Genomic DNA, 14,851 nt, shown 5'->3' with positions numbered 1-14,851 from the left:
GGAGCGTCATGACTGCAGCAACCGCCAAGAAGTCCGACTTTTCGGATTACATCGTCGCCGACATCGGCCTCGCCGCCTTCGGCCGCAAGGAAATCTCCCTCGCTGAAACCGAAATGCCGGGCCTGATGGCCACCCGCGAGGAATATGGCCCGAAACAGCCGCTGAAGGGCGCGCGCATCGCCGGTTCGCTGCACATGACCATCCAGACCGCGGTTCTGATCGAGACGCTTGCCGCGCTTGGCGCCGACGTTCGCTGGGTCTCCTGCAACATCTATTCGACCCAGGATCACGCCGCTGCCGCCATCGCCGCTGCCGGCATTCCTGTCTTCGCGGTGAAGGGCGAGACGCTGAAGGACTACTGGGATTACACCGCCAAGCTGTTCGACTGGCATGGCGGCGGACACCCGAACATGATCCTCGATGACGGCGGCGACGCCACCATGTACGTGCATCTCGGCCTACGCGCCGAGAAGGGCGACACCGCCTTCCTCGACAAGCCGGGCTCGGAAGAAGAGGAAGTGTTCTTCGCGCTGCTGAAGAAGCAGCTCAAGGAGAAGCCGAAGGGCTATTTCCAGGCGATCGCCGACTCGATCAAGGGCGTGTCGGAAGAGACCACCACCGGAGTGCATCGTCTTTACGACATGCAGAAGGCCGGCACGCTGCTGTGGCCCGCGATCAACGTCAACGACTCGGTCACCAAGTCGAAATTCGACAACCTCTATGGCTGCCGTGAATCGCTGGTAGACGGCATCCGCCGCGGCACCGACGTGATGATGTCGGGCAAGGTCGCGATGGTTGCCGGCTTCGGCGATGTCGGCAAGGGCTCCGCGGCGTCGCTGCGCCAGGCCGGCTGCCGCGTGATGGTGTCGGAGATCGACCCGATCTGCGCGCTGCAGGCGGCGATGGAAGGCTATGAGGTGGTGACCATGGAGGATGCCGCCCCGCAGGCCGACATCTTCGTCACCGCCACCGGCAACAAGGACATCATCACGCTCGATCACATGCGCAAGATGAAAGACCGCGCGATCGTTTGCAACATCGGCCACTTCGACAACGAGATCCAGGTCGGCGCGCTGAAGAACATGAAGTGGGACAACATCAAGCCGCAGGTCGACGAGATCACCTTCCCGGACGGCCACCGCATCATCATGCTGTCGGAAGGCCGGCTGGTAAATCTCGGCAACGCCATGGGCCATCCGTCCTTCGTGATGTCGGCGTCCTTCACCAACCAGACGCTGGCGCAGATCGAACTCTTCGCCAACAACAAGGACGGCAAGTACAAGAAGGAAGTCTACGTGCTGCCGAAGTCGCTCGACGAAAAGGTCGCGCGTCTGCACCTCGCCAAGATCGGCGTGAAGCTGACCGAACTGAGCAAGGACCAGGCCGATTATATCGGCGTGAAGCAGCAGGGTCCGTACAAGTCGGATCACTACCGGTACTGATGCCTGTTCGTTCTCCCCGCTTCAGCGGGGAGATGGTGCCGAGCGAAAGCGAGGCGGATGAGGGGGGCTGTGTTGAATTTCGGAATGGCCGGGCAATGCCCGGCCATTTTTTTTTGGTATATCCTTGTCATAACTGGGGCGTGCGCGATGGCAAAGACGGCGTCAAAGACCGCAGCGAAAGCCGGAAAGAAGGGCGCGAAGACGGTTGCGGCAAAGCGCGCGCCGACAAAGCCCGCGAAACCGACGCTGCTCTCCGGCGGCAATCCGCAGATCGCGAAGTGCTACGGCGACGAGCCGGTGCAGGCTTACATCGCCGCGATGCCGGGCTGGAAAAGCGATGTCGGCCGCAAGCTCGATGCGCTGATCGGACGTGCTGTCCCCGGTGTTGCAAAGGCGGTGAAGTGGAACTCGCCGTTCTACGGCGTGCAGGAAGGCCTCTGGTTCCTCAGCTTTCATGTGTTTGCGAAATACATCAAGGTGGCGTTCTTCCGTGGCACCTCGCTCGATCCCGTACCGCCTGGCACCTCGAAGCAGAAGGAGGTGCGTTATCTCGACATTTACGAGGACGGCTTCGACGAGGCGCAATTCGCGAATTGGGTGAAGCAGGCCAGCGCATTGCCGGGCGAGAAGATGTGAAGCGTAGCAGGGTGTAGGATGGGTTGAGCGCAGCGAAACCCATCGGGTCATCGGACGCAATGTGATGGGTTTCGCAAGAGCTCAACCCATCCTACAAATCAAGCATGATGGGCACCGCAGTCACCACAACCACCCAAACGATCACCGCCCGCGACGGCCGCACGCTCTCCTGTTGCGAAGTCGGCGATCCGAACGGTCCGCTGGTGATTCACAATCACGGCGGCCCTAGCAGCCGCCTCGAGGCGAACCTGTTCGCGGATGTCGCGGCGAAACACAAGCTGCGCTTTGTCTGTGTCGACCGTCCCGGCATCGGCCAGTCCAGTCCGCAGCAAGATCGCAGCTATGCCGGCTGGGCCGACGACATCACGGCGGTCGCCGACGCATTGGGACATCGCGAATTCGGCGTGACCGGCTGGTCGGAAGGCGGGCCTTGGGCGCTGGCTGCGGCAGCGTATATCGATCCGGCGCGTTTGCGCCATGTCACGAATATCGCCGGCGGATGCTACGGCGCGTTCGGCGATAACTGGGCGGCGGATCGCCTGTCGAAAGCCGATGCGCTCGGCGGATTTCTCGCGTTGCATGTCGAGCCGGGCTTTCGCCTCATGTACGCGGCGATCGGCATCACCGCCGAGCATTTCCGCGCCACCTATTTCAGGGAATTGCAGAAGGCGGTGAACGATTACGATCGCGAGATCCTGCTTCGGCCCGGCTTCGAAGCCGCGTTCTGCGACGCCAGCGCCGAGTGCTTCGCGCAAGGCAGCGAGGGCCTGGTGCGCGACAGCGAACTGCTTTATCGCGCCTGGGCGTTCGACGTGACCAGGATCGAACGGCGGGTCCATATCTGGCAGGGTCTGTCCGACACGCTGGTTGCACCGTTCATCAATCTGGCAATTGCGGATCGCATGCCGGGCGCGGTCTGGCATTCGGTGCAGGAAGCCGGCCATTTCGTGGCGATCGGTGCCGCGAACGATATTCTCGCGATCGCCGCCGAGGAGTTGCGCGCATAGCCGACAGCGACAACCGTGCGCCATCCGTGTCGTCATGTTATGCTGCCGCTCACAAAACGGGAGGAACCGCATGGATCAGCGCACCTTGCCCGCGCCGCGGCTTGCGCCGCTGTCGCCGGCCACCACGCCGGAGCTGAAAGAGCAGTTCGATCTCACGCAAAAGCGCATGGGCTTTATCCCGAATTCCATGCTGATCATGCAGCGCGATCCGGCGCTGACGCGCGCCTTTGCGGCCATGTCGGGCGCGGTGTGGCGGCCGGACAGCAAGGTCGATCTGAAACTGAAGCGGTTGATGGCGCATGTCGCGAGCCGCGCGTCCGGCTGCCAATATTGCATGGCGCATACGGCCGAAGGCGCTTCAAAGCTCGGCGTCGACCAGCAGAAGCTGGATGCGGTCTGGGATTACAGGACCAGCGATCTCTACACGCCCGCCGAACGCGCGGCGCTCGATGTCGCTGTTGCCGCCGGTTGCGTGCCCAATGCGGTAACCGACGAGATGTTCACGGACCTGCGCAAGCACTGGAGCGACGACCAGGTGGTCGAAATCGTCGGGCTGATCTCCCTGTTCGGGTTCCTCAACCGCTGGAACGATACCTTCGCCACGCCGCTGGAAGACGAGCCGATGCATTTCGGCGAAACGCATCTGGCGGATAAGGGCTGGGACGCCGGCAAACACCGGCGCTGAGAGCATTTCACAGTTTATTGAAGAGCGGCGGCGGCTGTAACGTTTCTGCCCCGGCTGCGAATACCGGAGAGGCGCATGGCGCAGACCGTGCGCCTTTCTTCAGAGCTCTTCATTGGATGGGAAAAGCGATGTTCAACAAACGCCAGTTTCTGACCGCTCTTGGCCTGGCCCTAACGCTGGCTTACACCGCCTCCGCTTTTGCGTCAGGCGCCAGGCCTTTCGACCGCGCAGCCTTTAACGCCGCGCAGGCGGCGGGCAAGCCGATCCTGATCGACGTCTCGGCCCCCTGGTGTCCGACCTGCAAGGCGCAGGCGCCGATCCTGTCGAAACTGATGAGCGATCCCCGCTTCAAGAATGTGGTCGCGTTCAATGTCGATTTCGATTCACAAAAGGACGTGCTGAAGAGCTTCAACGTGCAGCGGCAAAGCACGCTCATCGTCTACAAGGGCAAACAGGAGGCCGGCCGCTCGGTCGGCGATACCAATCCGGCCTCGATCGAGGGGCTGCTGGCCAAGGGTCTGTAGCGATCCGTGACCGGTATCGCCCTCGCATTGCTAGCCGGCACGCTGTCGGTGCTGTCGCCCTGCGTGCTGCCGCTGATCCCGATCGTTCTGGGTGCGGCCGTGGGCGAACACCGGTTCGGTCCGGCCGCGCTCGCGGCCGGGCTTGCCTTGTCGTTCGTCACCATCGGGTTGTTCGTCGCGACCATCGGCTTTTCGATCGGCCTCGATCTGGATGTCTTCCGCTCGGTTGCAGCCGTCCTGCTGATCGTCATGGGCGCGGTACTGCTGATCCCGCGCGTTCAGGCGCAGGTCGCCGCCGCGGCCGGTCCGGTCGGCAACTGGATGCAGGCGCAGGCGGGCGAAGTCCCCGGCCGTGGTCTCGGCAAGCAGTTCACCGTCGGCGTGCTTCTGGGTGCCGTCTGGAGCCCCTGTGTCGGTCCGACGCTGGGCGCCGCTTCGCTTCTTGCCGCGCGCGCGGAGAATCTCGGCCTTGTGGCCCTGACCATGTTCGCGTTCGGGATCGGCGCGGCGCTGCCGCTACTGCTGATCGGGATGATGTCGCGCGAGGCGATGTCGCGCTGGCGTGGCAGATTGCTGGCGGCCGGACAAGGCGGCAAGGCCGCCATGGGTGCGATCCTTGTTGCCACCGGACTTCTGATCCTCTCCGGCCTCGACAAGCGGCTTGAAGCGATCCTGGTCGCGGCGTCGCCGGCGTGGCTGACCGACCTGACGACGCGGTTCTGAAACGCGTCACGCGCGCCGCCACCTCACAACGTCAACTGCACCAGCACCAGGTCGAGCCGCGCGCCGAATTTCTCGCCGACGCCGGGCAGGCGGCCGGTTTCCTCGAACCCCATATTCTCGTGAAGCGCGAGCGATGCCCAGTTGGACGCATCGATCGCGCCGATCATCACCCGCTTGCCCATGCCGCGTGCTTCCGCGATCAGGGCGGCCAGCAGCATCCGGCCCAATCCCTTGCCCTGCGCCTCGTCCAGCACATAGACCGAATGCTCCACCGTGTGCCGGTAGCCCTCGAAAGGCCGGAACTCGCCGAAGCTGCCATAGCCCTGGACCCCGTCAACGTCGGCCACCAGCACCGGAAACCCGGCCCTGCGCCGCCTCTCGAACCAGATGCGCCGGCCCTCGAGGTCGGAGGGCGCCTCGTTCCAGATCGCCGTGGTCTTCATGACGGCGTCGTTATAGATCGCGAGAATCGCGGGCAGATCGGCTTCCGTCGCGGGCCGGATCGTCGCCACCAGATGCGCCTCCCTGACGCTGCTGAGGGCCTGCTTTCGTTGCTTGTGGCCCTTTCCGGCGGATGCTATCCCGCCCGCCATGACAGCGGCAACCATCGATAATATCCGCAACTTTTCCATCGTCGCGCATATCGACCATGGCAAGTCCACGCTCGCCGACCGGCTGATCCAGCTCACCGGCGGGCTGGAGGCGCGCGAAATGACCGAGCAGGTGCTCGATTCCATGGATATCGAGAAGGAGCGCGGCATCACCATCAAGGCGCAGACGGTGCGCCTGAAATACCACGCCAAGGACGGCAAGGATTACATTCTCAATCTGATCGACACCCCGGGCCATGTCGACTTTGCCTATGAGGTGAACCGTTCGCTCGCCGCCTGCGAGGGCTCGCTGCTCGTGGTCGATGCGTCGCAGGGCGTGGAGGCGCAGACGCTCGCCAACGTCTATCAGGCGATCGAGAACAACCACGAGATCGTTCCGGTCCTGAACAAGGTCGATCTGCCGGCCGCCGAGCCAGAAAAGGTCAAGCAGCAGATCGAGGACGTGATCGGCATCGATGCGTCCGAAGCGATCCCGATTTCCGCCAAGACCGGGGTCGGCATTCCCGACGTGCTGGAAGCCATCGTTCACAAGCTGCCGGCGCCGAAGGGCGACCGCAATGCGCCGCTGAAGGCGCTGCTGGTCGATTCCTGGTACGATGTCTATCTCGGCGTTATCGTGCTGGTGCGCATCGTCGACGGCACGATGAAGGAAGGCGACCAGATCCAGATGATGCGGACCGGCGCCGAATACAACGTCGACCGCGTCGGCGTGTTCACGCCGAAAAAGACCGAAGTGAAAGAGCTGGGTCCGGGCGAGATCGGCTTCCTCACCGCCTCGATCAAGGAAGTCGCCGATACCCGCGTCGGCGATACCATCACCCATGCGAAGAAGCCGACCGCCGAGCCTCTGCCGGGCTTCAAGGCCGCGATCCCGGTGGTGTTCTGCGGATTGTTTCCGGTCGATGCCGCGCAATTCGAGGATCTGCGCGCGGCGATGGGCAAGCTGCGGCTGAACGATGCCAGCTTCTCGTTCGAGATGGAGACCTCGGCCGCACTCGGCTTCGGTTTCCGCTGCGGATTCCTGGGGCTGTTGCATCTCGAAATCATCCAGGAGCGGCTGGAGCGCGAATTCAATCTCGACCTGATCGCGACCGCGCCCAGCGTTATCTACAAGATGACGCTGACCGACGGCACGCAGCTCGAGATTCACAATCCCGTCGACATGCCGGACGTGGTGAAGATCGAGGAGATCCAGGAGCCGTGGATCGAAGCCACGATCATGACGCCCGACGAATATCTCGGCTCGGTGCTGAAGCTGTGCCAGGACCGGCGCGGCAATCAGAAAGAGCTGACCTACGTCGGCAACCGCGCGATGGTGAAATACGACCTGCCGCTGAACGAGGTCGTTTTCGATTTCTACGACCGGCTCAAGTCGGTGTCGAAGGGCTATGCCTCGTTCGACTATCACCTGACCGATTATCGCGTGTCCGATCTGGTCAAGATGCAGATCCTGGTCAATGCTGAGCCGGTCGATGCGCTGGCGATGCTCGTGCACAAGACCCGCGCCGAGGGCCGCGGCCGCGCCATGGTGGAGAAACTCAAGGAGCTGATCCCGCCGCACATGTTCCAGGTGCCGATCCAGGCCGCGATCGGCGGCAAGGTGATCGCCCGCGAAACCGTGCGCGCGCTGCGCAAGGACGTGACCGCGAAATGCTATGGCGGCGACGCCACCCGCAAGCGCAAGCTTCTGGAGAAGCAGAAGGAAGGCAAGAAGAAGATGCGCCAATACGGGAAGGTGGATATCCCGCAGGAGGCGTTTATTGCCGCGCTCAAGGTGGATACGTAGCAGAGTAGTTGCTTAAGCGGCTAATCTCTCTTTGCGGAGAGTGATAAAGAGACGCCGGCGTTCTCCGCGCCGTCAAACAACAGGAGCGATGATCCGCCCCCGCTATGGCCGTGCCGACGCCGCAAGCCTCGCCATCTTCTCGCGAAACAGCGCCATGACCTCGTCCGCCAGCACGCCGCCGGTGATCGACACCGGCGCGAACGTTTCGCGTGCAGCGATCTCGGTGCTTGGTACCATGATCTGGTCCATCACGGTCGCGAGTTGCGTGATCGAGGCAGCATAAACGACACGCGAGATACCGCACCACACGATCGCACCCATGCACATCGGGCAAGGTTCGCCGGTCGTATACAGCGTTGCGCCTTTCAGCGCGTCGGCGCCCGGATAGTCAACGGCGTTGCGGATCGCCACCATTTCTCCATGCGCGGTGGGATCGCGTTGGGAGCGGCCATGATTGCCGCCACGCGCGATCACGCCGCCGGCGTGAACGATGACGGCGCCGAAGGGCAAGTCCGCAGCGCGCCCCTCATCGATCGCCATGCGCATGAAGCGCTGGTCCTCGGCAGCAGGCGACCGCGTAAAGGCGGACGCGGCTTGCGGGACTACGACGCTGCATGCGAGTCCGGCGATGACCGAACGTCGCGACGGCATATGACAATCACAGGCCACACCCTTTAGGCACTCTGAATAATGCTGCATCGCGCGCGCTCCGTAGAAAGCAGGAGACGCGATGTTACACACCGATGGTTGATCTCTTTGAAGACGAATGCGCTTGACAAGCGTAAAGTCTGAAACGAGGTTGCAACGCTTCATACATCATGACGGAGGGCACATGCCGTATTCATTCGAAATCTATAAAGACAAGAAGGAAGAATTCCGCGTGCGCTTCAAGGCGCCGAACGGTGAGAAGATGTTCGCTTCGGAAGGCTATTCATCGAAAGCCGCAGCGAACAACGCGATCAAGTCGATCCTGAAGAACGGCCCGACTGCCATGGTCGTGGACAACACCAAGGCTGTGAAGAAGGCCAAAAAGGCCTGATTGGTCCGCGGCCTGCGAGATAGGCCCGCAAGATTGGTCAACATGATGGCCCGCAAGATGAGCTGCTGGAGCGGCTTCATCTTGCGGGCCATGGCGTTTTCATCGGCGCGGATGGTCAGGCTCAGCGGAAGCTCGACGTCTCCATCGTACATGGCAGCGCCGGCACAACCGGCGGTGCCGGCATCTCCGGCAGCCTGCTCCGGCGTGCCCGGGCCACGCCGATAGCGTCGTCACGCCGCGTGGCCGCGGCGCGCAGGGCATCGCGGCGGCCATACCATCCCCGGCTCTCCTGCGCCGCGCTGACAACATCGAAGCGCGTCAGGCCGATATCGGCGAGCATGCGGTCGTCGGCATGCATCAGGAGGTCGAGTTCGTGGTGATATCGCGAGGTCCAGGCCAGGCGCGTGCAGAATGCGCGCAATCCGGCCTGTACCTTTCGAAGCGCAATCCGCAACAGGCGGCTAAACGCGTGCGCCCGTCGGGTGCGCGCCTGCGCGATCGTGCGGGGGGCGAAACTCACATCGAGGTCGGCGTTCATGGCAGTCTCCATCGGTTCATGACGCGGCATATGCGCTCCGGCCGCTGCCCCGGCCATGATCGCCTGTCCGCCTCTCTTGATTGAAATGCCGGGTGTGCCCGGCCTCACGATCGTATGATCGATCGCAGACGAAGCTGTATGTCGCTGCGGCGCGGCCTGAGGTTCAAACAGTCGGTTCGGCGCCGTTCTGGCGGCTCTTGCGCCATGCGGCGGGCGGCATCCCGACCACCTTTTTGAAGGCGCGGCTGAATGCGGCTTCGGATTCGTAGCCGACATCGACCGCAATTTTTGCGATGTTCGACTGTCCCTGTGTCAGCAGACCCGAGGCGATCTGCATCCGCCAGCGCGCGAGATATTGCATCGGCGGCACGCCGACGAATTCGGTGAAGCGGTCGGCGAGCGCCGAACGGGACAAGCCGACTTCGCCGGACAGCGTTTCCAGCGTCCAGTCCCTGGCGGGATTGGCGTGCATCAGCGACAGCACGTGTCCGACATGCCGGTCCCGCAATCCCGCAAGCCAGCCGGTCTGTTCGCTGGGCAGCGATTCCAGATACATGCGGACCAGTTCGATGAACAGAAGCTCGCTCAGCTTGGCGAGGATGCTTTCGCCGCCGATGCGCTGGCCATGCGCTTCCATCACCGCCATCTGGTAGAAATGGCTCAGCCGCGCGTTGCATTCGGGATTCTGGCCGCTGCAATGGATGCGCGGCGGCAGCGCCGCCAGCAGTGGATTGAACGGCCGCACGTCGCAGCCGAGAAAGCCGCAAACGAGCTTGAGCTTCTCGCCGCCACCGCCGGTCTCGACGAGTTTCCAGGGCCGCTGCGTCGTCAGATCGAGCTGCGATACGTCGAAGCTCGCCGGTGCGCGCATCGACGGTTCGGTCGCCAGCGTATGATGATCGCCGTGCGGAAATACGATCAGGTCGCCAGTCTGCAGCCTGACCGGGTCCTGGTCCTTCTGCACCGCATAGCACTCGCCCTGGGTGACTAGATGATACGAGATCAGATGCTGCGCGTCCGGCATGATCAGGGGAATGAGATGCCGCGAGCGCGGGGCGAATGTCACCCAGGGCGCGGTGACGTCAACGTCGATGAATACTGCCCCGGTCAGACGAACCGCGCGCAACACGTCGGAAAGCGTATCGCTGCCCATCTCTCGCCTCGGCAAAAAGACAGAAGGTCAATTCATTCGGACGATCAGGCAAAAGTGAGCCTTCCGGAGGCTGGCTTGTCAACACGCCGGGACCCGGATTCGTGCGGCTTTGAAGCGACCGGGAGCGCTATTCGACCTTGGGGCTTCCTGATGCCGCAGCGGTCTCTGCCCGCTTCTCGGCCGGAGCCATGGCAGACCGGCTCGACGGTTCGATGACGATGCGGGTCTTCCCCATGCCCTGCTTCTTCACAAGGTTGAAGAGGACCGCGGCATCGCGCGGATGCAGCCGCACGCATCCCTTGGAGGCGCGCCGGCCCAGCCGGCTGACCTGGTTGGTCCCGTGAATGGCGTAATGACCGTGGAAGAAAATCGAGTACGGCATCGGCGCCATGTTGTAGAGCCGCGAATGCCAGGTCCGCTCCATCCGCTGCGGCCTGAAGGTGCCGACCGGCGGTCCGCCGGCCAGCCCGGTCGAGACCACGAAATTGTGGGTCGGAACGCCGTCCACGATCACCGACATGCGCTGCGCCGATTTGTCCACCCGGACCACGACCTCGGCCTCGGCGGCGGAACCCGCCAGGAATGCGATGATTGCGGCAATGGCGGGAAACACACGCATGACCAACCCCTACGCGGCACTGTGCAAACCGGCTTCCAGACTCAATTCAAGCATGTAAAGTCAGCGCGCAAAAATACCGTTAAGAGGTGTGGTCCAATGAGGGTGTTTTTGTTCACTTTCGCGTTTGCCCTGACGCTTGCGCAGGCGGCATCGGCGCAGGACAAGGGGACGCTCGACCCCAAACCGCTGCCGCCGCTGGCCAATCCGGACGATCCCAAGACGCCGGCCAAGGATCTGTTTGGCCGCAAGCTGACACCGGCCAATCTGCAGGCCCGCGCGATCGGCTTCTACACCCGCGGCTGCCTTGCCGGCGGCATTGCGCTGCCGGTGAACGGCAAGAACTGGCAGGTCATGCGCCTGTCACGCAACCGCAACTGGGGGCATCCCGACCTGATCGACATGCTTGAGCGGCTCGCGGCCAAGGCGCCCAGCGTCGGCTGGAATGGCCTTCTGGTCGGCGATCTGGCGCAGGCGCGCGGCGGCCCGATGCTCACCGGCCATGCCAGCCATCAGGTCGGGCTCGATGCCGACATCTGGCTGACGCCGATGCCAGACCGCGAATTGACGAGGCGCGAGCGCGAGGAAATGTCCGCCACCAATGTGGTGCGCGCGGACAAGCTCGATGTCGATCCGAACGTCTGGACACCGGGCCATGTCGGCATCATCCGGGCGGCGGCACAGGACCCGGCGGTGGAGCGCATCCTGGTCAATGCGGCAATCAAGAAGGCGCTGTGCCGCGATGCCCGCGGCGACCGCGCATGGTTGTCCAAGGTACGCCCCTGGTACTGGCACAACTATCATTTCCACATCCGCATGGGATGCCCGAAGGATTCGCCGGGCTGCAAGCCGCAGCCGCCGATCGGAGAGGGCGACGGCTGTGGCGCCGAACTGGCCTACTGGTTTCAGCCGAAGATATTGCAGCCGGAAGAGCCGAAGTCGGACCGGCCGCGCAAGCACATGACGATGGAGGCGCTGCCGGCGGAATGCCGTCAGGTGCTGGTGTCGGATTAGCGTCACAGCGTGTCAGGGCTCCAAGCGGACCCGTTTCAAACGCAATTTACGCATTCTCCGCTTCGATCGCGCGCACCACGGCGTCGGTGACCTGCCTGGTCGTGGCGCTGCCGCCAAGATCGGGCGAGTGCAGATCGGGATCGGCGGTGACGCGTTCGATCGCCTTCATCAGCCGCGCTGCTGCGGCCTTTTCGCCGAGATGCTCGAGCATCATCACGCCGGTCCAGAACGAACCGATCGGATTGGCAATGCCCTTGCCGGTGATGTCGAACGCCGAGCCATGGATCGGCTCGAACATCGACGGCGTATGCCGCTCCGGGTTGAGATTGGCGGTCGGTGCGATGCCGAGCGAACCGGCCAGCGCCGCGGCGAGATCGGACAGGATGTCGGCGTGCAGGTTGGTGGCGACGATGGTGTCGAGCGTCTGCGGCCGCAGCGTCATGCGCATGGTCATCGCGTCGACCAGCATCTTGTCCCAGGTGACGTCGGGATAATTGTGCGCCACCTCGGCCGCGATGTCGTCCCACATCACCATGCCGTGACGCTGCGCATTCGACTTGGTGACCACGGTCAAGAGCTTGCGCGGGCGCGAACGAGCCATCTCGAAGGCGAAGCGGATGATGCGCGTTACGCCGGCGCGCGTGAACATCGCGACATCGGTCGCGACCTCCTCCGGCAGGCCCTTGTGGACGCGGCCGCCGACGCCGGCATATTCGCCTTCGGAATTCTCGCGCACGATCACCCAGTCGAGCTCGGGCCCGGTGACGTTGCGGAGCGGGCTGACAATGCCGGGCAGGATGCGCGTGGGGCGCACATTGGCGTATTGATCGAGCGGCTGGCAGATCGCAAGCCGCAGGCCCCACAGTGTGATGTGATCGGGGATATCGGGCGCGCCGACCGAGCCGAAATAGATCGCGTCGAACTTGCGCAATTGGTCCGCGCCGCCTTCCGGCATCATCACGCCGTGCTTGCGATAATAGTCCGAGCCCCAGTCGAAATGGCTGACGTCGAGTGCGAAGCCGCCGTCGCGTGCGGCGCAGGCGGCAAGAACGTCGAGACCGGCCGCGATCACTTCGGGCCCGATGCCGTCGCCGCCGATGGCGGCGATCTTGTGGGTACGCATGTATCCTCTTTGAGCTGAGTGGTTCTGGTCGCGTCGGAATATGCGAGCGAGGCTTTATCAAGCCTCGCTGGTTTTAGGGAAGTGCGTCTATTTTTGAGCTGCGCCCCCCAGCAGCTTGCTCCAGCGCGCCGTTTCCGATTTGAAACGCTCGTCGAGCGCCGCTGGCGTGGCCAGCGCGGCAGGCACCGGAACGGTGCCGAGAGTCGCAAACCGTTCGATCACTTTCGGATCCTTGAGGGCCTTCTGCAAAGACGCCGCAAGTTTCTCGCGGATTGCGGCAGGAGTACCTTTGGGCGTCCAGATGGCGTGCCAGGCCGAGAGCTCGAAGCCCTTGACGGCACTCTCGTTCAAAGTTGGCACCTCGGGCAGTACATTGATCCGGTCGCGTGTTGTTGCGGCATAGGGTTTGATATTGCCGGATTTGATGTGGTTGGTCGTGTTGGTGGTCTGGTCGCACATGAAGTCGATCTGTCCGGCAATCAGATCGTTCATGGCCGGTCCCGTACCCTTGTACGGCACTACGGTTGGCTTGATCGCCGTCGCGTCGATCAGCAGCCGGCCGCAGAGGTCCGAGACCGCGCCCACGCCGGCAGTCCCGAAGGTTGCGCCGGAGCCCTTGCCCCTGAGCCAGTCGAGAAGCGCCGCGACGTCGGCGGGTGGCAAATCCTTTCGGCCGACAAGCGTAAGCGGCACGTCTGTTACGAGCCCGACGGAGTCGAAAGCCTCTTCTTGATTGTAGGGCAGGTTGGGATAGAGCGCGCCGAATGTGGCGACCCCGATGTGATAGAGGAGGATCGTGTACCCGTCGGGTGCCGATTTGGCGACGCGCGCCGCGCCGAGCGAGCCGCCCGCGCCTCCAGCATTCTCGATGACGATACGCTGGCCGAGGTCGGCGCTCATCGTCTCGGCAACCAGCCGCGCGACGGTATCGCTCGGGCCGCCGGCGGCCGCAGGCACGATCATCGTGATGGGTTTGTCAGGATACGTCGCCTGGGCCGCGGACGGACCGGCCGTCACGACCGCGGCGGCGAGCCCCATGGCTGCGGCAAACATCCGCTGGAGTTGGATCATCTCTGCTTCCTCCTGATGACGTCTAAGACCCAGCTTTCTTGTATGGAAGCTTCCATGTATTTAAATGGACGGTGTGCGGCAGGTCAATGCCTCCGCTTTTTGCTTGCGTGGGCGCCCGCGTTCGTTGCTCGGTCGGCTAGGGAGACACCATGGCCACAAAGCTGCTGGCGCCAGCCGTCCCGGACGGCAGCAGAAAACCCTCGCTGGTCGAGGAAGCCTACGCGGCGCTGAAGCAGGCGATCCGCGACAATGTTTTTGCGCCTGGCTACCAGGGCTCCGAGCAGGAAATCGCGGTGCGCCTCGGAATGAGCCGGACGCCGGTGCATGAGGCGATCATCCGGCTACAGGAGGATGGGCTCGTCCGGGTCTTGTCCAAACGCGGCGTCCTGGTCTGTCCGCTTGCGCCGGAAGACGTGCGCGAAATCTACGATGTCATCATCGCCATCGAATCGATGGCAGCGGAGCTGCTGGCTTCCTTGCCCGAACCGGAACGGCATTCCGTCGCCGACGACCTCGAAGCCGCGACCGCGCGCATGGAGGCAGCGCTGCGCGCGGACGATCTTGTCGCCTGGGCAAGCGCCGACGATGCATTCCATCGCATCCTTGTCACGCGCTGTGGCAACAGCCGGCTTCGCCGCATTTCCCAGACGGTCACCGACCAGGCGCATCGCGCCCGGATGCTGACACTCAAACTTCGCGCGAAACCCGTCGGCTCCGCTGCCGCTCACCAGCGGATCAGCGCTGCCATTCGGGACGGAGCAGGTGACGAGGCTCATCTTTCCGCGCGGCAGCATCGCGTTGCTGCGCGCGACGAGCTTGTTCCGTTGATCGTCAGCATCGGCATGAAGCACCTCTGAAGCCGACCCGCGCGGGTGGCGCCGTT

The 14,851-nt window shown here is 63.4% G+C and carries 17 protein-coding genes; 10 read left to right on the top strand and 7 right to left on the bottom strand.

Features of this window, described 5'->3' with window-relative positions:
- The first annotated feature begins 8 nt into the window (after positions 1-8).
- From ahcY to AC5I5I_RS12340, 6 genes are all read left to right on the top strand, one after another.
- Positions 9-1,442, top strand: coding sequence for an adenosylhomocysteinase (gene ahcY, locus AC5I5I_RS12365; protein WP_495973377.1), 1,434 nt, complete (start codon positions 9-11; stop codon positions 1,440-1,442).
- Between the two features lie 147 nt (positions 1,443-1,589).
- Positions 1,590-2,078 (top strand): DUF1801 domain-containing protein, encoded by a 489-nt coding sequence (locus AC5I5I_RS12360; RefSeq protein WP_495973375.1) that lies wholly within the window; start codon positions 1,590-1,592, stop codon positions 2,076-2,078.
- Positions 2,079-2,182: 104 nt separating this feature from the next.
- A complete protein-coding gene (locus AC5I5I_RS12355) occupies positions 2,183-3,085 on the top strand; it encodes an alpha/beta fold hydrolase (protein ID WP_495973373.1) in 903 nt (300 codons plus the stop codon).
- 70 nt (positions 3,086-3,155) lie between these two features.
- Positions 3,156-3,770 (top strand): carboxymuconolactone decarboxylase family protein, encoded by a 615-nt coding sequence (locus AC5I5I_RS12350; protein ID WP_495973371.1) that lies wholly within the window; start codon positions 3,156-3,158, stop codon positions 3,768-3,770.
- A 128-nt stretch (positions 3,771-3,898) separates the two neighbouring features.
- On the top strand, positions 3,899-4,294 hold the full coding sequence (locus AC5I5I_RS12345; RefSeq protein WP_495973369.1) for a thioredoxin family protein: 396 nt from the start codon (positions 3,899-3,901) through the stop codon (positions 4,292-4,294).
- Positions 4,295-4,300: 6 nt separating this feature from the next.
- Positions 4,301-5,017: a cytochrome c biogenesis CcdA family protein gene (locus AC5I5I_RS12340; RefSeq protein ID WP_495973367.1), complete on the top strand. Its 717-nt coding sequence runs from the start codon at positions 4,301-4,303 to the stop codon at positions 5,015-5,017.
- 23 nt (positions 5,018-5,040) lie between these two features.
- Here the strand turns inward: AC5I5I_RS12340 and AC5I5I_RS12335 are convergent, their stop codons facing one another.
- Positions 5,041-5,532, bottom strand: coding sequence for a GNAT family N-acetyltransferase (locus tag AC5I5I_RS12335; RefSeq protein ID WP_495973882.1), 492 nt, complete (start codon positions 5,530-5,532; stop codon positions 5,041-5,043).
- Between the two features lie 76 nt (positions 5,533-5,608).
- On the opposite strand from AC5I5I_RS12335, the gene lepA reads away from it, so the two are divergent.
- Positions 5,609-7,414, top strand: coding sequence for a translation elongation factor 4 (gene lepA / locus AC5I5I_RS12330; RefSeq protein WP_495973365.1), 1,806 nt, complete (start codon positions 5,609-5,611; stop codon positions 7,412-7,414).
- 102 nt (positions 7,415-7,516) lie between these two features.
- On the opposite strand, the gene AC5I5I_RS12325 is transcribed toward lepA, so the two are convergent.
- The gene (locus AC5I5I_RS12325; RefSeq protein ID WP_495973363.1) at positions 7,517-8,065 is read right to left on the bottom strand and encodes a nucleoside deaminase; all 549 of its coding nucleotides are present in this window, start codon (positions 8,063-8,065) and stop codon (positions 7,517-7,519) included.
- 181 nt (positions 8,066-8,246) lie between these two features.
- Here AC5I5I_RS12325 and AC5I5I_RS12320 point away from each other — a divergent pair, with 181 nt between their 5' ends.
- Positions 8,247-8,453: a YegP family protein gene (locus tag AC5I5I_RS12320; RefSeq protein ID WP_495973361.1), complete on the top strand. Its 207-nt coding sequence runs from the start codon at positions 8,247-8,249 to the stop codon at positions 8,451-8,453.
- Positions 8,454-8,574: 121 nt separating this feature from the next.
- Here the strand turns inward: AC5I5I_RS12320 and AC5I5I_RS12315 are convergent, their stop codons facing one another.
- The 3 genes from AC5I5I_RS12315 to AC5I5I_RS12305 all read right to left on the bottom strand — a co-directional run bounded on the left by AC5I5I_RS12315 (position 8,575) and on the right by AC5I5I_RS12305 (position 10,763).
- On the bottom strand, positions 8,575-8,991 hold the full coding sequence (locus tag AC5I5I_RS12315; protein ID WP_495973359.1) for a hypothetical protein: 417 nt from the start codon (positions 8,989-8,991) through the stop codon (positions 8,575-8,577).
- Positions 8,992-9,154: 163 nt separating this feature from the next.
- On the bottom strand, positions 9,155-10,144 hold the full coding sequence (locus tag AC5I5I_RS12310; protein ID WP_495973357.1) for an AraC family transcriptional regulator: 990 nt from the start codon (positions 10,142-10,144) through the stop codon (positions 9,155-9,157).
- Positions 10,145-10,271: 127 nt separating this feature from the next.
- Positions 10,272-10,763, bottom strand: a complete 492-nt coding sequence (locus AC5I5I_RS12305) for a L,D-transpeptidase (protein WP_495973355.1) — start codon at positions 10,761-10,763, stop codon at positions 10,272-10,274.
- A 96-nt stretch (positions 10,764-10,859) separates the two neighbouring features.
- Between AC5I5I_RS12305 and mepA the strand changes: the two genes are divergently transcribed.
- Positions 10,860-11,774, top strand: a complete 915-nt coding sequence (gene mepA / locus AC5I5I_RS12300) for a penicillin-insensitive murein endopeptidase (RefSeq protein WP_495973353.1) — start codon at positions 10,860-10,862, stop codon at positions 11,772-11,774.
- A gap of 46 nt (positions 11,775-11,820) precedes the next feature.
- On the opposite strand, the gene AC5I5I_RS12295 is transcribed toward mepA, so the two are convergent.
- Both AC5I5I_RS12295 and AC5I5I_RS12290 read right to left on the bottom strand, forming a co-directional pair.
- The gene (locus AC5I5I_RS12295) at positions 11,821-12,897 is read right to left on the bottom strand and encodes a tartrate dehydrogenase (protein ID WP_495973351.1); all 1,077 of its coding nucleotides are present in this window, start codon (positions 12,895-12,897) and stop codon (positions 11,821-11,823) included.
- An 87-nt stretch (positions 12,898-12,984) separates the two neighbouring features.
- On the bottom strand, positions 12,985-13,968 hold the full coding sequence (locus tag AC5I5I_RS12290) for a tripartite tricarboxylate transporter substrate-binding protein (RefSeq protein WP_495973349.1): 984 nt from the start codon (positions 13,966-13,968) through the stop codon (positions 12,985-12,987).
- Between the two features lie 149 nt (positions 13,969-14,117).
- Between AC5I5I_RS12290 and AC5I5I_RS12285 the strand changes: the two genes are divergently transcribed.
- Entirely contained in the window at positions 14,118-14,825 is a 708-nt protein-coding gene (locus tag AC5I5I_RS12285; protein ID WP_495973347.1) for a GntR family transcriptional regulator, read from the top strand.
- The last annotated feature ends 26 nt before the right edge of the window (positions 14,826-14,851 follow it).

Source organism: Pseudorhodoplanes sp. (assembly GCF_059499825.1).
Note: the sequence above shows the minus strand (reverse complement) of the source record. Positions and strands in the feature narration are given on the sequence as shown.